The organism is Providencia sp. PROV114, assembly GCF_032704305.1.
Lineage (GTDB): Bacteria > Pseudomonadota > Gammaproteobacteria > Enterobacterales > Enterobacteriaceae > Providencia > Providencia rettgeri.
In genome coordinates, this window is the sequence record NZ_CP120528.1 from 3812461 (window position 1) to 3830365 (window position 17905).

The window sequence follows — 17905 nt, forward strand, 5'->3', positions numbered from 1 at the left end:
TGTTAAATAAATAAAGCACAGCAAGAACTGCCAATAATAACTTTATTAACTGATAGTTACCTATAAAAGCAAAGCCGTTCCTGTACCTTAATGGCCCAATAGTGAAAGAGGGTTAGTCCCCCTCTTCCACTTGCCCTTTATACTCTTCTTGTGAAACCAAATGTACCCCTATATATCGCTGATAACGTGCGGTTTTTAATTTGGTTAAGTCCACCAGTACCAAGCCATCGATACAATCATTGAATGCGGGGTCTGTACCGAAATCCATAAACTGTACGCCACCCGGCTCGCATAATTCAGTATATTGCTTATAAAGCGTCGGAATTGAACAGCCAATGTTATTGAGTAAGCTTTTCAATTTAACTAAATCTTCGTGGTAATTGCCCCCTGAAAATTGGGCTAATACCTGTGGCAAAGAAGCTGGATACGGCTGATGTGACTGTGCAATGCTGTGTTGCGCCGAAAAATAGAGCCGATAAAAAGTAATCAGTAAGTCACGCGCCGCAATCGGCATTGAGCCAGACATAGATACAGGACCAAAAAGATAGCGATATTGTGGGTATTTCGCCAAATACGCGCCAATACCTAACCATAAATAATCTAAACCCCGTTTTCCCCAATATTTAGGCTGAATAAAGCTCCGACCAAGCTCAATACCTTGCGCTAATATTGGCATCATGGCTTGGTCATAATGAAATAAGCTAGAGCTGTAAATACCCTGCAAACCTTTGGTCTCAATTTGCTTTTTAGTGGGTATAAACCGATAAGCCCCTACAATATCAAGTTCACTTTCATCCCATAATACCAGATGATAATAATCGTTATCATAGCTGTCTAAATCACGGCGCTTACCTGAGCCTTCCCCTACAGCACGAAATGCAATTTCGCGTAATCGCCCTATTTCTCGCAAAATCGGCGACCTTACTTCTTGGTTTCGGTGATAAAGGTAAATCGCTTTCCCATCAGGGGATGTTCCTAGCCGCTCACATGCCACCAACGCTTTTTTTAATTCAATTCTGTCTTCTGGTAAAGCAATTGGTGATTCGCTGGTAAATAGCCCTTCCTTACCTTTTCCCAACAAATAGACATGGCGACGAAAGCGCCCTGCTAGCTCATGAGCCGCTGTATGGACATCATGCCAATGAATAAATGGGATGCTGCCACCAATACGAATTTTTAATCTTTTTCCTCGCTGCTTAAACATTTCCCTGACTAACATTAAAGTCGATAACGGCTTGTAAACCAACGAGGTTAAATAGAATAAATGGCTATTTCGCCCTTGAATATGAATGGGGACAATAGGCGCTCTGGCCTTTGCGGCTAAACGCAAAAAACCTGTACGCCAGTGGCCATCACGAACCCCTTTACGGCCAAACCGAGAGACTTCACCCGCAGGAAACACAATTAATGCCCCTTGTTTGTCCAAATGCCGTTGTATTGCTTCAACTTGCTGCCGACTGGTTCGGTTATTCATGTTGTCCACTGAAATAAATAAGCTTTTTAGTGGCTCTATATAATTGAGGAACTGATTTGCCACGATTTTGACATCAGGACGAACGGCAGCAACTGCACGTAATAGTGCAAGACCATCGAGTGAGCCTATCGGGTGGTTAGCAACTAAGACAACAGGACCTTGAGTTGGAATATTTTCTAAGTCTCCCTCAACCATTTCGCAAGAAATATCAAAGAACTCCATGATTTGTTCAATAAGATCCAAGCCCTTTAAGTGCGGATAATCTTGGGCAAATTGGTGAAATTCTTGTTCAAACAGCAGCTTTTTTAATAAACGACGTTTCCATTTGCCTGGTGTTTGATGAGGAAAAATATCGTGCAGCAGGGTATCGACACTAAACATAATGCTATCTCCTAACTGAGTTACGACGAACTTAAGTCAGACTCATAACAACAATATGTTTATTTTATGACAAAATGGTGAAAGCACAAAAATGATGATGTAGATCATTACTTTTCATTTACTAATATTATAGTTATCTAAAATCAATAATTTTTCCGAATATTGCTTTCTTGAATAATTTATATTTTACTCATTTTATAATATGCATTTATTCCACAACAATTAAAAAAGTATAAAACTAAATTTTTTGATTAGTTTTACTTAATTTATTTGAATAATTCAGAATTTATTATTTATAAATACCCACCAATTAAATTGAACTAAAAATTTATTACAATAAGATCAGAAACAAACAATACCCTTTAAATTCAATTAAATAAAAATTAATTATAAGTTTAATTTTTAACTTTTTTCTTATTGATAGGCAAATCTTATTTCAGCAATTGCTTAAACCGATGGCCATCATTGATAAAAATCAAGAACCTCTCGACCTTATTTATACATGATAGTCCGGCTGTAGAATTATATTAATTAAAAAATATTTAAATATATTTGACCGCAATCTTTCCAGGATAGTGTAATGAAAAAACTTACTCGCATTACGGTCGCTGTCATATTTTTGCTTTTACTCGGTTATTTTGGGTTATCTGGATATGTGTGGTATCACGATAATCAACGAAGAGAAAATAATGACATTCAGACATCTAAAATTGCAGAAAATAATCAAGTTCTCAAATTCTTCGCTGAAAAGGGATGCGATTACTGTCACACGCCGTCAACTGATTTACCTGCCTACGCATCGTTCCCCATTGCTAAGCAACTGATGGAATACGATATTCAGCTAGGTTATAAATCATTCAACCTTGAGGCTGCTCGCGCTGCACTCATCGCAGGAGAACCTGTACCACAAAGTGAATTAAATAAAATTGAGTGGGTTATGCAGAACCACACCATGCCGCCAACTCGTTATGTTGCACTTCATTGGGCAAGTAGCGTCAGTGATGAAGAGCGTAATAGCCTTTTGAATTGGATAGCTAAACAGCGAGAAGAGCACTATGCCAGCCAAGATACCGCTGCTGAGCACCGTAACGAACCAATTCAACCAATTCCAAAATCACTGGATGTTGATGATGCAAAAGTCGCATTAGGTTTCCGCTTGTATCATGATGCGCGCCTGTCAGGGGATAGCACGATTTCTTGTGCGCACTGCCACGCACTCAATGCAGGTGGTGTTGATGGCCGTAAAACATCAATTGGTGTTGGTGGCGCAGTAGGCCCAATCAATGCGCCAACGGTGTTTAACTCTGTATTTAATGTCGAGCAATTTTGGGATGGTAGAGCACCTGATTTACAAGCGCAAGCCGGTGGCCCACCATTAAATCCTATCGAAATGGCATCAAAATCATGGGATGAAATCATTGAAAAATTGGATAAAGACCCTGTCTTAAAACAAGATTTTAATGCAGTTTACCCAGAAGGGTTTACGGGTGACACCATCACAGATGCGATTGCTGAGTTCGAAAAAACCTTAATCACCCCAGACTCTCCGTTTGATAATTGGTTAAGAGGCGACAAAACTGCATTAACCGCACAACAGCTCCATGGTTACCAGTTATTTAAAGAGAACAAATGTGCAACCTGCCATGGTGGCGTGATCTTAGGTGGTCGTTCCTTCGAACCTCTGGGCCTGAAAAAAGACTATGAGTTCGGTGAAATTACCGCACAAGATATTGGTCGCATGAATGTCACCTCTGATGAGCGCGATAAGTTACGCCAAAAAGTCCCAACACTACGTAATGTCGAGCTAACCGCGCCATACTTCCACCGTGGAGATGTGGCTACCTTAGATGAAGCAGTGAAACTGATGCTGCGTTATCAAGTCGGTAAAGAACTGCCACAAAAAGATGTCGACGACATTGTTGCCTTTCTTGAAAGCTTAACGGGTGTGTATACACCATATGTACAACAAGGTGAATCACAACAGTAAATATCAATAGCTAATTGATATGAAAAACCAATAGCACCGCTCAAATAATAGCGGTGCTATTTTTTTATTTAAAACTGCCGTATAGGCTACCTACAACCCCGACTTAATCTATATTCAAAGCAATTCACGTTATCGCGTATCTCTTTCCCACTGTGTTATTACTTAAACGATCCCAGTTTCCCAATTTATACGAAACAATGTTAACTAGCTCAAAGTTTTCATTGAATGGTATTTAAAAGGTATTATTAAGTGGTATTGTCATTGCTGTACCCTACAATACCTATAATTAGCCGTATAAAGGAATGAAAGATGAAAAAAACAACAGCAAAACTCTCATTCATGATGTTCATTGAATGGTTTATATGGGGGGCTTGGTTTGTTCCCTTATGGCTATTTTTGAATAAAAGTGGCTTCACCCCTTCTCAAATAGCATGGTCTTACGCCTGTACAGCCATTGCTGCAATTATCTCTCCCATCCTTGTAGGCTCAATTACTGACCGATTTTTTGCCGCGCAAAAAGTCCTGGCGGTACTGATGTTTGCAGGGGCAGTCTTTATGTTTTTCGCAGCTCAGCAAACTGAATTTTCTAGCTTTTTCCCTCTACTCTTGGCGTATGCATTGACTTATATGCCAACCATTGCGCTCACCAATAGTATCGCTTTTTCCAATGTGGAAGATGTGGAACGTGACTATCCTCGTATTCGTGTAATGGGGACTATCGGCTGGATTGCATCAGGCATTGCATGTGGATTTTTACCTTCCATGATGGGCTTTGGTGATATTTCTGCGACTAATATCCCGCTCTTAGTGACAGCCGCTAGCTCCGCTTTACTGGGCTTTTTTACCTATTTCTTGCCAGACACCCCACCAAAAGGAACTGGCAAAATGAGTATTAAAGTCATGCTCGGATTGGATGCCATTGTGCTGTTAAGAGACCGTAATTTCTTAGTATTTTTCGTGTGTTCATTCCTCTTCGCCATGCCTTTAGCTTTTTACTATATTTTTGCTAACGGCTACCTTACTGAAGTTGGGATGAAAAATGCCACCGGATGGATGACCTTGGGGCAATTCTCTGAAATCTTCTTCATGCTTGCTTTGCCCTTCTTTACTAAACGTTTTGGTATCAAAAAGGTATTACTTCTTGGTTTAATCACTGCAGCTATCCGTTATGCTTTCTTTATCTATGGCGATGCAGACCACCTATTCACCTACGGATTACTCTTCCTCGGTATTTTATTACACGGTGTTAGCTACGATTTTTACTATGTCACCGCATATATTTATGTCGACAAAAAGACGCCTGTGCATATGCGAACAGCGGCTCAAGGCTTAATTACTCTCTGTTGCCAAGGCTTTGGTAGCTTACTGGGTTATAGCCTAGGTGGGCAAATGATGGAAAAACTTTTTTCTTACGGTGAACCTGTCAACGGCCAGACCTTTAACTGGGCCGGTATGTGGGGCTTCGGCGCTGCTATGATCGTCGTAATCACGGTTGTTTTCATGTTGATGTTTAAAGAGTCGAGCCGTGATATTCAAGAAATTGATATTAATAAAAGTGGCATAAAACCCACATCCAATTAGTTAAGCAATCATTAATTAAACGCCTTTATTGACCGACTGCCAACACATAAGGGCGCTGTTTTTAGCCAAAATTGAAGGAATTATAATGAACAAAGAGAACCGTATTTTAGGCACGTTTTATGGCCAAGCCTTAGGTGATGCAATGGGAATGCCTTCTGAATTATGGCCTCGCTCTCGTGTTAAAGCACATTTTGGTTGGATAGACCGCTTCTTACCTGGGCCAAAAGAAAATAATGCAGCTTGCTACTTCAATACGGCAGAATTTACAGATGATACCTCAATGGCGCTCGCACTTGCGGACGCGATTATAGAATGTGATGGCAAAGTGAGTCCTGAACTTATTGGCCGTAATATTTTAAAATGGGCAGAGCAATTTGATGCCTTTAATAAAAATGTCTTAGGGCCGACCTCTAAAATTGCATTAAAGGCAATAAAACAAGGGACTCCGATTTCTCAGTTAGAAAACAATGGCATGACAAATGGTGCCGCAATGCGAGTTTCCCCACTCGGTTGTTTGCTGCCAACTCATTCTATTGATGAATTTATTGATGAAATTACACTCGCCTCATCGCCAACGCATAAATCGGATGTGGCAATTGCGGGGGCGGTCGCTATTGCTTGGGCAATTTCTAAAGCGATAGATGGCGAAAATTGGCCGCAAATTCGCGACCAATTACCTGCTATTGCGAAGCTAGCACAAGAAAAGCATGTCACAACCTTTAGCCCATCAATAGCTGCACGTATTGAACTTGCTTTACACACGGTGAAAAACACGATTGGCGCCGAGCAAGCAATGGAACAGCTTTATCAACTCGTTGGCGCTGGTACGAGCACTATTGAGTCAGTTCCTGCCGCCATTGCTATGGTTGAATTAGCGGAAACTGATCCCAACCGCTGTGCCATTCTGTGTGCTAATTTAGGGGGAGATACCGATACCATAGGGGCAATGGCCACCGCCATTTGTGGCGCCCTCCATGGCGTTGATGCCATCGATAAACAGCTCAAAAAACAATTAGATGATGTGAATCAACTTGATTTTACACAGTATAGCCAAGCCTTTATGGCATTGAGAACTGCAAGAGAAAAAGCTTATGAAAACTGCTGAACTTATTGCCCATCTTCCATTGCAAGCGGAGCATCGTCCTGTCTGCCTGATTGGCGCTGCCGTTATTGATGTGATTGCAGATGCATATTCACTGCCTTATCGCGGAAGTGATATCGAATTGCACCAGCAGAGTGTCAATATCGGTGGATGTGCTCTGAATATTGCGGTGGCCTTGCAGCGTCTTGGTATCCAGTCTCTCAATGCATTACCTATTGGGCAAGGTGTATGGGCAGATATCATCCGCAACCAACTCAATAAAAAAGGTGTGAGTTCCGTTATAGAAACGAATAAAGGTGATAATGGCTGGTGTTTAGCCTTGGTTGAACCCGATGGAGAAAGGACATTTCTTTCAATTAGCGGTGTAGAAAACCAATGGGAACGCCAAACCCTAGATGAATTGCGAATTACATCTAACACTATCATCTATCTTTCTGGCTACCAACTAGCCGCAAAATGTGGCGAAACTCTACTTTCATGGCTGGAGTCGCTCTCCGATAACGTCACTTTATTTATCGATTTTGGCCCTCGGATCGCCGACCTTTCGAAAACACAATTATTACGATTAATGGCTTTAAAACCAATCATTTCGTTGAACCGCCAAGAAGTCGAACATATCGTCACATTATTCCCTGATATCGCGCATCAAGGAATGGATACAGAAGCATTAGCCAATATTTGGCATTCTCAATTTTTAGTTCCCGTGATTGTTAGAGTCGACAAAGAAGGCGCGTTCTTTCAAGAAAGTGGTCGTTCATCAGGCTGGGTGGCACCATTTGAAACCACCGTTGTCGATACCATTGGAGCAGGAGATAGCCATGCAGGAGGCGTGATTGCGGCATTGGCGTCCGGCTGGGCACTAGAAGACGCCGTGTTACTCGGAAATGCTGTCGCATCCTATGTAGTTAGCCATCGCGGAGGGGATTGTGCGCCTTCGTCTGAGCAACTCACCGCATATTTACAGCAATATTAATCATCAGAGAAAAAAGAGGCCTAGCCTCTTTTTTACTCTTCAGAGACAAATACATACATATCACTGCGACACTGATTAAAACTGTATTCAATGGGCACATTTTTATGGTCGAAAGCCACCTGCTTAATCACTAAAATAGGTACGGTCTTTTCCAATTTAATGTGCGTTTGGAAGTCTTCATCAGGCATTCGAGCACTCACCTTGCTCTTTGTTCGTGTAGGATAAATATTTTGGCTGCGAAAATAATCGTACAAAGATAAGCCAATATCATCGACATCACCAATCAGCCCAATAGGAACATATGACTCCTCAATAGAGACCGGCTGTTCATCCACATAGCGAATACGTTTTAACATAAATACATTACTATTGATGGGGAGCGCTAGTGACTCTGCCACCTCCTGTGAACAAGGCACGATACTTTTATTGACCCAAAGTGTGTTTGGTTTTTTTCCAAGTAAAACAACTTGCTGTGAAAAACCTTTAGCTTCTTTGAGTGAATACTCAAACTTATCACTAATTTGGGTGCCATAACCTTGTGACCGAATGATAACGCCTTCTTGTTCAAGTAGCTCTAACGCTTTTCGAACGGTAATACGTGACACCCCTGTCTGCTGACCTAATTCCCTTTCACTGGGTAGCATATCACCTTGATGCAAAACCCCTGTTCGCACAGCAAATTTCACCGTTTCAGCAAATTTTACATACAAAGGTGTATTGTCTATTTCAGCAAGACGGGTACAAAGTTGTTGGATCAGAGATAAATGCGCATCATTCATATTGAGTTAGTCACCTAAAAATCGCAGCAATAATCAATAGTACCACTATCCATAGATTTATTGCAGGCAATTGAATTAGATAAATTTATTACCAATGAAAAACAGAATGCTACAGGGTACTATTTCTGGTGAGGTACACGTTTTTCTCTGATATAGGTAAAGTCAATTGCTGTTGATACCCATCCAGTGTTTCTTTCGATAATATCGCCAATGCGCGGTAAAAATCGCTGTTAGCCGAATCTATCAATACTTCGAGAAAATGTGCCGACCAAGGTAATAAGTGCCAAGCGAGCAACTCTTCTAAATCCGCTCTGCGATTTTGCTCAGCCAGCCAAGCCGCTAACATCAAAATCAACCCAAAGTGGTCTTCAGGCTCTTTTTGTGTCGTTACGGGTTCAACACCTTTAATACGCATCCACTGACGCAATTCAACGGTTGAGTCGCCAAAAACAATCTTTTCTTTATCTAGCCAAACCGAACCCCAAGGGGGAGCAGGTAAAGCATAAGGCCCAATAAACAAGCGCTGCCATGCTTCACTCAGTGGTTCATTCCCCTGAGCACTGGATTGCAAAAGCTGGCTAATTTTTACTAAGGAAGGTAAAGCAAATGGCCATTCGTTATGCCAAGTCGGCTCCTGTAAAATCGCGATAATTTCTGCATTGTTTTCATTCTCTGGGGAGAAATAAAATAAAGATCCCAAAACCCGCCCTGTCACTGCGACGTGTTCAAGAAAGTGCGCTTGTTGCATATTGATTGTCTCTGAAATTATCAGCGCAGGGAAATCACACCCTGCGCTGAAAGTTTACTAATTAAGCTACAGCCATGCCGACTGTCATATGTAAACCATAGAATAGCCCACGACCGATAAATTCACCAACCAGTACCAGCACGGTACCAAGAAGTAAGCTCAAAACCGAAGGCTGATTTTGTCGCACAACAGGCAAAATCCATAACAACAGCCCAACACTTGTCACCACGATACGTACCACTTGTAAAACACCAAAGTCAGGGACTAAATCCACAGCTTTCTGTACTGAGGTGGTGATAAGCGCAATCTCACCACTTTGCAGTAGTACTGATGCAATAGTCACGATATAAGCAACGACACTAATTGCCGCTAATTTACCACTATTAAATGGAAATTTAGCAACTCGTAATAGTAAAGTACCTAAAATTGGCCCCACAACAAACAGAGTCATAAAGAAGCCGATAGTGGTATGTGGCGTGTTCCATGTCGGTACTGTGCTTATCATATAAACTCGTGTCATTGCCCAAACAAATAGCAATCCCATCAACATGGTGATGATTAACCACACCTTATCGAGTCCTGTTGGCATCTTTTTGATTGCGGATAACAACCACCATAAGCCACCTAAAGCAAAGAAAATAGAGCCGAATAACACTTCGTTACTCAGTGACGAGGCAAATACACGGTTCATCGAGTTAAATGCACGCATCGGTGAGCCCATATGCATCATAGAAGCGAGAAAACCTAAGCCCATCAATACCCATAATGCCAACATCGCATTCACAATACGCTGTTTTTGGGGTTTATCGTCTGTCGATAACCATGCAAGCCCCGTTACAATCACACCACCTGCAATACTTTGGCCTAATACCGTAAATAAAATTAGCGGCCATTCATGTAATCCATTGCCCATGTTATACCTCCCGAGGATTGGCTAAATGGCCTGTCGTATCATTGACAGGGCGACTATTGGCATTTGGTTTAATGACAAGATTGGGCTTGGTATAGTGCGCTTCAGGTAGTGGCGCAATCTCGGCCAAATTGCCATGTTTTTCACGTAATTCATCAATGGGGCCAAAGTCTAATGCACGCAATGGGCAAGACTCGGCACAAATCGGTTTTTTACCAACTGCAACACGCTCATAGCAACCATCGCACTTGGTCATATGTCCTTTTTCGCTATCAAATTGCGGTGCACCATATGGGCAAGCCATATGACAATAGCGGCAGCCAATACACACGCTTTCATCTACAACGACAAAGCCATCTTCACGTTTGTGCATCGCGCCGCTTGGGCACACTTTGACACAAGCAGGGTCTTCGCAGTGGTTGCATGAAATCGACAAATAATAACTAAATACGTTTTGATGCCACACACCGTTATCTTCTTGCCAATCTCCCCCTGCATATTCATAAATGCGCCTAAAATTCACCGCAGGAGATAAATTTTTGTAGTCCTTACACGCTAACTCACATGTTTTGCATCCCGTACACCGTGCGGAATCAATATAAAAACCATATTGTGTTGTCATGATTTATCCCCCTATACCCTTGCCACTTCAACCAAATTACTGTGTTGCGGATTACCTTTCGCTAACGGTGACGGGCGTTGAGTCGTCAGGACGTTTAGGCTACCACCATGGTCTACCTTGTTTTCATCAGGTGCGTACCAAGCCCCTTCCCCCATTGCGACAACGCCTGGGATGATGCGTGGAGTCACTTTGGCAGTGATCTGTACTTCCCCTCTATCGTTGTAAATTCGCACCATGTCGCCATCTTTAATATTGCGACGTTTTGCATCAATAGGGTTGATCCACATCTCTTGTAAACAAGCCGCCTTGATCACATCAACGTTACCGTAGGTGGAGTGAACTCGTGATTTATAGTGAAAACCACTCAATTGCAGTGGGTATTTTTCGGTGAGCTTATCATCATGGCTTTCAAAGCCTGGGGAATACATTGGAAGTGCTGATATCAAATCACCTTCCGCTAGAGTCCATGTTTTCGCAATATCCGCTAAGCGAGATGAATAGATCTCAATCTTTCCTGACGGGGTATTTAATGGATTACCAATAGGGTCTTCACGGAAGGCTTTGTGTGCTACAAAATGCCCTTGCGGGTCCATTTTTTTATAAATTCCTTGCTGCTGGAATGTCTCAAAATCAGGTAGCTCAGGTAACTTTTGTCGTGAGATTTCATACAAATGGCGTAGCCACTCTTCTTGGGTTCGCCCTTCGGTGAATTTCTCTTCAACGCCCATGCGACGCGCAATTTGTGTACACATTTCATACACTGTTTTACTCTCAAAACGCGGTTCGATAGCTTGGCTGGCGAAAATGACATACCCCATATTACTGGCGGCACCATCCAAACAAAAATCCATTTGTTCAGAGGCGGTGCAATCTGGTAGGACTAAATCCGCATATTTCGCTGAGGCGGTCATATGGTTATCAATCACTACTATCATTTCGCATTTTTTATCATCCTGAAGAATGTCATGCGTTTTATTAATATCAGAGTGTTGATTAATTAAGCTGTTGCTGGCGTAGTTCCAAATAAACTTAATCGGAACATCCAGTTTATCTTTGCCGCGTACGCCATCATGAGTTGCGGTCATTTCTGGGCCGCGCTCTATTGCATCAGTCCATAAAAATACGGAAATGCTTGCTTTGACTGGGTTTTCTAACGTTGGCATCCGCTCAAATGGAATATCATAATTCCCTTCACGAGCCCCTGTATTACCACCATTGATGCCAACATTACCGGTTAAAATCGGTAACATCGCAATCGCACGTGCGGTTTGTTCACCATTCGAATGACGTTGCGGCCCCCAACCTTGGCTAATATACGCAGGTTTTGCAGAACCGATTTCACGCGCGAGTTTAATGATTTTATCAGCCGGAATACCGGTAATCTGCGCAGCCCATTGTGGTGTTTTTTCTACGCCATCATCCCCTTGGCCTAAAATATACGCTTTATAGTGGCTGTTTTTCGGGGCATCTGCTGGCAGGGTTTTCTCATCATAACCTACACAATATTGGTCTAAGAAGGGTTGATCAACCATATCTTCAGTGATCAACACATGGGCGATCCCTGCCACTAATGCGGCGTCTGTTCCTGGGCGGATTGGGATCCACTCATCTTCACGCCCTGCTGCTGTATCAGTATAACGCGGGTCGATCACTATCATTCTTGCATTAGAACGCTCACGAGCTTGTTCTAATTGATAAGTAATCCCACCACCGCTCATACGGGTTTCTGCAGGGTTGTTACCGAAGAGAACCACCAGCTTTGAGTTTTCGATATCGGAAACGCTATTACCCGCTCCGCTACCATAGGTATACGGCATTGCACAGCTGATTTGTGCCGTACTGTAGGTTCCGTAATGGTTTAAATAGCCGCCCATACAGTTCATCAAACGGGCGATGGGTGAATTCGCTGGCGGCCATGAACGTGCGACTGTGCCACCTAATGTGCCAGTACCATAGTTCAAATACACTGCTTCATTACCATAATCGGCAATAATTCGTTTTAGGTTACCACTGATTAGATCGTAGGCTTCATCCCAACTGATTTGTTTGAATTTACCTTCACCACGCGCCCCAACGCGCAACATTGGGTATTTCAAGCGGTCAGGGTTATAGACACGACGGCGCATTGAGCGACCACGTAAACAGGCTTTAACTTGGTGATTATTGCCGTAAACATCATCTCCGGTATTATCGGTTTCGACATATTTGATTTCACCATCAACCACATGCATACGCAGTGGGCAGCGACTCCCACAGTTAACAGTACATGCGCTCCAAACTATTTTCTCTTCAGGTATGGTTGTTTTGGATGCGGTTTCACTGGTATTAGCAACACTATTAAAAGGTAAACTTAGCGCTCCACTTGCAAGTGCGAGTCCCCCGACGGTACTGGTTTGCATTAGCTTCCTGCGGCTGATCTCCGATTGGAGTACTCCCTCAGATAATGCTTTACTCATATCTGCCTCACTTTACATTGCTTCAGCGTTTTAAAATGGTTTTCTGAAATTTATTTTTATCTTTAATTTATTTATCTACTCTCAAAGACCATTCTATCGCTGAGGCTTGGTAGGGCATTGTGCACGATCAACAATCCAATACAAATTGTGTGGTTTTGATACGTTATATCGAGTCATTCAAGCCAGACTAAAATTAAAATAATTATTTTTAATATTTAATTATGAATTAAATTGAAATAAATATAATTCCATTCTTCTTTAACTTGAGTTTACTGTTTTTCATTTATTTCCGAGTCTCTATCCATAAAAAATCCCCTTAAACGAAAATTGACTAAAGCGTTTAAGGGGAAACATAGAAACTAACCTTATCTAGTGACTTTTTTCTTTTAACAGCACTTAAACTGTCGATTATGCCGTTAACCCACCATCTAAGACCAATGTTTGCCCGGTTAGGTACTGGCTATTATTACCAATCAAAAATTCAACTAGCTCTGCCACTTCTTGAGGTTGCCCTAAGCGACGTAAAGGGATGTTTTGGCACATAGCTTTTAATTTAGCTTCAGGCATTGCACGGGTCATATCACTATCAATAAGCCCCGGAGCAATACAATTCACACGTAATCCAAAACGCCCAACCTCATGAGCCAATGAACGCGTCAACCCCATCATCGCCGATTTGCTCGCCGCATAAGCTGTTTGACCAATATTGCCTTTTAACCCTGTAATTGATGACATCAATACGATTGAGCCACTCCCCGCCATCAACATGGCAGGTAATAATTTACGGTGCCAATTCATCACGGAAATGACGTTATTCTCTAGCACATCTCGCCAGATTTCAGCATCTTGATGAATATGTAAGGCATCCCTAGTGATACCTGCATTATGAATAATCGCCGTAGGCGCTCCAAATTGTTCCAATAACGAGCTAGAAAGCGCATCAACTTGTGCTTCATTTTTACCATCACACGGGGATCCTTTCACCCATGTATCTAAATCGGGGTTTTCAAGATTCGCTTGAGTTTCATTAACACCATCAACGCTACGCCCAGTAAAAACTACATTCCAATGGCGTCGCAATTCGCTAACCAGTGCAAGTCCAATTCCTCGGCTTCCTCCCGTCACGAGTATCCATTGATTATTTGCCATTTTAAGATTTCGACTCCTTATCAATATGTTCACACAACGCTTTCACCGAAATTTCTGGATGTTCTAGGAAAAATTCCGCATCTAAAGCAACATTAAAGTCACGTTTAACCAGCACCATAAGTTCAACATAATCTAAGCTATCGAACTCTAACTGGACTAAAGTCATCTCCGCATTCAGCTCTTCTGCTTCTAAATCTTTTGCGTCACAGATCATGTCACTAATTTTGGTATAAATTTCTTGATATTGGCTCATTTGTTTTATCCTTGCATTCTTATTGAGTTATTGAATTAACTTTCAATGTTATTGAATTATTTATTATTTTTTCTCTGTAACGAGCAGCGATACTAATACTCACTAATCGACCACTCTCACTATCGGCGATCACTAAGGCCGGCAAAATACGTAGGTAAATAGGCTCAGGAGAGGTGATAGGAACCCATTTAGTCAGAAGTTCACGGTCAAACACCACCTCTTGATGGGTTTGTACGATAGGATAACGGCAAAAAATATCTTTCAATGTTGAGCCGACCGGCAGCCATTGTGCGATCTCTTGTTGTTCAAATAACGAGCTATCATGAATTAAGTACCAGAACAAAACTGCGTCAATAAACTGCCATTCATACATTTCGTTGGAAAACTGAGAAAATATTGACTGCAATTTCACCATCTCTGCGGCCGAAATCGTTATCTCATTGGCGATTTCATGTAATACAGGTGGAGGACTGTTCGACAATTGGCAAGTTAAGCAATTTTGTTGTGTATCAGAAGAAAGTAAAGCTACAGACCCCGCTTTATTTCGTGCAACTAATTGATAATCTTTATCGTTCCACAGGGGATTACGCAGTCGCACAACACATTTGATAAACTCAGGGGCGGTAACCTCTTTTGAAGCCAATAATGGATGATTTAATGATTCACTCGCGAATTGTTTCACATCGAGTAATGCACGCATGCCATGCACACTCAGTTGATCTCCACCCTTTGCTTTGACCCATTCAAGGTCGAAATGAATCGGGTTATCATCACCAGAAAATGAGGCCCACTGTTTTGCATCCTCAAGGGTATAGCGTAAAGTCCTCATGACGCTTTCTCTAAAATCAGTGCCGCATTTGCCCCACCAAAACCAAAACTTAGGTTTAATGCACGCTTAACTTCACCAATGCGGTGTTCATTAGGGATATAATCGAGGTCACATTGCGGGTCCGAGTGGTGCAAGTTCGCAGTTGCAGGCATCACACCATGCGCCATCGCTTGCAAGCAAATAATGGTTTCAAAGCTGCCAGCAGCGGCAATTAAATGTCCCGTATAGGATTTCGTACTGGATATTGGGACTTGGTAAGCTGCCGCACCTAATGCCTTTTTCAATGATTCTGTTTCATTTAAGTCATTAAGAGCCGTTGAGGTTCCATGGGCATTGATATAATCGAGAGATTCAGGAGCAGCTCCCGCTTGTTGTAAAGCCATTTCAATGGTTTTCACTCGGGCAACACAATCTTCTGCTGGTGATGTAAAATCAAAGGCATCAGAAAAATTCGCATACCCTGTAATCTCGCCCAAAATGGTGGCGCCACGAGAAATAGCGCTCTCACGCTCTTCTAAACACAACACGGCCGCACCTTCAGAAAGGACAAAACCACTGCGATCTGCGCTAAATGGGCAACTGGCACGAGTCGGGTCTTCCGCTTCACGTGTTAAAGCACCAAGAACATCGATATTCCATACAGCACAATCTGTCCGCAAGGACTCCCCTGCACCAGCGAGCATCATATCGGCTCGTCCATGACGAATCGCTTCAAAAGCATCACCAATCGCAATAGTGCCTGTCGCACAAGCCGCGATGGTGGTATTTTGATATCCACGCAAATTCCAAAACTGGCTGCAAGCCGCCGTTGTCACATTTGGCATTGCATAAAAACAGTTGAAAGGCGAGGTCATCCCTGTCGCTTCAAATTCACTTACTGACATATAACTTTCATCAAGCCCTGCCCATCCTGTTCCCATAATGACACCGCACATCAGTGGGTCATAAAAATCAGTTAATGGCGTGCCTGCGAAGGCCATATCCATGGCTTCCCGCGCTGCCCCCAAGGCTAAACGCGTATGGCGTGGTAAACGACGACGAATAGCCGCGGGAACCCCTTTTAAGCTAGGTTCATTATCAATAAGCCCTAAAAAATGACTGTGGATATTTTGCGCGGTTTTATCAACGTAACGATAACCGAGCTTTTTATCCATAATTGCTTGCCAACATGCCGAAGCCGTATCACCCAGAGGAGTGACAGCCCCATAGCCTGTGACAACAACGCGTTTAAAGTGAGATTTTTGGTTCATAATGGGTTGTCCTCCTGTCGAGCGTTACCGCCACCTTGTGCTAGCCAAAGTTGTAGCGTTGCATAAAGATAATCGTATTGATTTTGCGCTAATGAGTTCTCAATAGTTAAAAGGTCATCTTGCGCATTAAGCAGCGTTTGATAATCCACAGCACCGGCTCTGTAACGGCTGTTGGTTAGTTTTAGTCGCTGCTGGCTAAGTGATAATGACTGTTGCAATTGCTGACGAATTTCATCCGCGGCAAAACGGGCCTCCATCGCATTATCGACTTCTGACAAGGCGGTATAAGCCGCACTACGAAATGCCACCGCAGCTTGTTGCACTTGTAAGTCGGATTGTTCAATGGTCAATTTCACTGTGTTCCACTGAATAAATGGCAAAGAAATCGAACCCCCAACAACCCGTGTCGGGTCACTAAACCATTGAGAAAACAGCTGGCTACCCGCATTAAGCGCACCTTGCAAAGACAGTGTCGGGTAGAAGCTCAATTTAGCAGCGTCAGAATCAGCAAGCGCGGAACGTAAACGTGACTCGGCGGCTTGAATATCCGGCCGCTGTGCTAATACGGCCAACGGTGTCGCGTTAAGAATTTCAATCCGTTGATTTCGATTAAGTGCGCTAAGCTCACGCACATGTTGCTCTGCAGGGCGGTTTAACAATAGTGCTAATGCATTACGGGAACTATCACGCTCTTTAATGAGTCGTCGCAATTCATTTTTTCGACTAATCACCGTTTGCTGTGATTGTAAAAAATCCAGCTGGCTAACTTTTCCTGCCAAATACCATGACTTAATTTGCTGCTGACTTTTTTCTGCAATCTTTTGGCTTGCTATCAGGTTATCAATCTGTTGATTTAACAGCGCAATATTCCAATATAATTGTGCTGTCGTATTAATAACCGCTAATGCTGTTGCATGGTAATCCTGTTCGGTTGCTATAGCTTCCCACTCATTCTTTTCACGAATACGTGCCAGTTTTCCCCATAAATCGATTTCATAATTTAAGGTTAGGTTTGAGCTATAGCTTTCTTGAGGGGAAGTACCATGGCGAATGGATTTCGTATTACTTGCTGAGCCGCCAAGGGAGAAATCCGGGGTTATATTGGTATTTGCTAACCCAGCAGTACTTCGCGCAAGCTTTAATTTAATTGCCGCGGTAGCTAAATCATTATTATTTTCTAGTACCTGATTGATCAGTTGGGATAGCTGAGGATCTTTAAACTTATCCCACCAATTTCCAGCAACATTCCCCCCCTGCACTGACGTAATCACGTCATTCGCACCAGATTGGCGTATTTTATCATCCCACTTCTGAGGCAATGTGAGTTCAGGGCGTTGGTATTCGGTACGCGTAAAACTGCCGCAGCCATTAAGCAAAAATAAAGCAGAAATAATATAAAGTGATTTGATAT

15 protein-coding genes are annotated in these 17905 nt (G+C 42.6%); 4 read left to right on the forward strand and 11 right to left on the reverse strand.

The annotated features are described in order from the left end of the window. Positions 1–112: 112 nt before the first annotated feature. Complete coding sequence (locus P3L37_RS17135; protein WP_272667417.1) at positions 113–1855, reverse strand: lysophospholipid acyltransferase family protein; 1743 nt, start codon at positions 1853–1855, stop codon at positions 113–115. A 580-nt stretch (positions 1856–2435) separates the two neighbouring features. Here P3L37_RS17135 and P3L37_RS17140 point away from each other — a divergent pair. From P3L37_RS17140 to P3L37_RS17155, 4 genes are all read left to right on the forward strand, one after another. Continuing rightward, on the forward strand, positions 2436–3842 hold the full coding sequence (locus P3L37_RS17140; protein ID WP_109912769.1) for a cytochrome-c peroxidase: 1407 nt from the start codon (positions 2436–2438) through the stop codon (positions 3840–3842). A gap of 309 nt (positions 3843–4151) precedes the next feature. Beyond that, entirely contained in the window at positions 4152–5423 is a 1272-nt protein-coding gene (locus tag P3L37_RS17145) for a nucleoside permease (RefSeq protein ID WP_004907714.1), read from the forward strand. 85 nt (positions 5424–5508) lie between these two features. Next, positions 5509–6528 carry an ADP-ribosylglycohydrolase family protein gene (locus P3L37_RS17150; protein WP_004907711.1) on the forward strand — a complete coding sequence of 340 codons (1020 nt, stop codon included), beginning with the start codon at positions 5509–5511 and terminating at the stop codon, positions 6526–6528. After that, positions 6515–7498, forward strand: a complete 984-nt coding sequence (locus P3L37_RS17155) for a PfkB family carbohydrate kinase (protein ID WP_109912770.1) — start codon at positions 6515–6517, stop codon at positions 7496–7498. The genes P3L37_RS17150 and P3L37_RS17155 overlap by 14 nt, the downstream gene beginning before the upstream one ends. A 32-nt stretch (positions 7499–7530) precedes the next feature. Here the strand turns inward: P3L37_RS17155 and P3L37_RS17160 are convergent, their stop codons facing one another. The 10 genes from P3L37_RS17160 to P3L37_RS17205 form a co-directional block, all read right to left on the reverse strand. Continuing rightward, positions 7531–8277, reverse strand: a complete 747-nt coding sequence (locus tag P3L37_RS17160) for a GntR family transcriptional regulator (RefSeq protein ID WP_004907708.1) — start codon at positions 8275–8277, stop codon at positions 7531–7533. A gap of 109 nt (positions 8278–8386) precedes the next feature. Further along, positions 8387–9025 carry a Tat proofreading chaperone DmsD gene (gene dmsD / locus P3L37_RS17165; protein ID WP_109912771.1) on the reverse strand — a complete coding sequence of 213 codons (639 nt, stop codon included), beginning with the start codon at positions 9023–9025 and terminating at the stop codon, positions 8387–8389. Between the two features lie 61 nt (positions 9026–9086). After that, the gene (locus tag P3L37_RS17170; protein WP_110731621.1) at positions 9087–9938 is read right to left on the reverse strand and encodes a DmsC/YnfH family molybdoenzyme membrane anchor subunit; all 852 of its coding nucleotides are present in this window, start codon (positions 9936–9938) and stop codon (positions 9087–9089) included. Position 9939: 1 nt separating this feature from the next. Further along, positions 9940–10557: a DMSO/selenate family reductase complex B subunit gene (locus P3L37_RS17175; protein WP_004907698.1), complete on the reverse strand. Its 618-nt coding sequence runs from the start codon at positions 10555–10557 to the stop codon at positions 9940–9942. A gap of 11 nt (positions 10558–10568) precedes the next feature. Continuing rightward, entirely contained in the window at positions 10569–13013 is a 2445-nt protein-coding gene (locus P3L37_RS17180; RefSeq protein WP_109912774.1) for a DMSO/selenate family reductase complex A subunit, read from the reverse strand. Positions 13014–13421: 408 nt separating this feature from the next. Further along, positions 13422–14162, reverse strand: a complete 741-nt coding sequence (locus P3L37_RS17185) for an SDR family NAD(P)-dependent oxidoreductase (protein ID WP_004907691.1) — start codon at positions 14160–14162, stop codon at positions 13422–13424. 1 nt (position 14163) lies between these two features. Further along, entirely contained in the window at positions 14164–14415 is a 252-nt protein-coding gene (locus P3L37_RS17190) for an acyl carrier protein (RefSeq protein WP_004907686.1), read from the reverse strand. 19 nt (positions 14416–14434) lie between these two features. Next, positions 14435–15244, reverse strand: a complete 810-nt coding sequence (locus tag P3L37_RS17195) for a MaoC family dehydratase (RefSeq protein ID WP_109912776.1) — start codon at positions 15242–15244, stop codon at positions 14435–14437. Then, positions 15241–16494 carry a beta-ketoacyl-[acyl-carrier-protein] synthase family protein gene (locus tag P3L37_RS17200; RefSeq protein ID WP_109912777.1) on the reverse strand — a complete coding sequence of 418 codons (1254 nt, stop codon included), beginning with the start codon at positions 16492–16494 and terminating at the stop codon, positions 15241–15243. The genes P3L37_RS17195 and P3L37_RS17200 overlap by 4 nt, the downstream gene beginning before the upstream one ends. Continuing rightward, positions 16491–17903 carry an efflux transporter outer membrane subunit gene (locus P3L37_RS17205; protein WP_110732264.1) on the reverse strand — a complete coding sequence of 471 codons (1413 nt, stop codon included), beginning with the start codon at positions 17901–17903 and terminating at the stop codon, positions 16491–16493. Before P3L37_RS17205 ends, P3L37_RS17200 begins: the two co-directional genes overlap by 4 nt. Between the last annotated feature and the right edge of the window lie 2 nt (positions 17904–17905).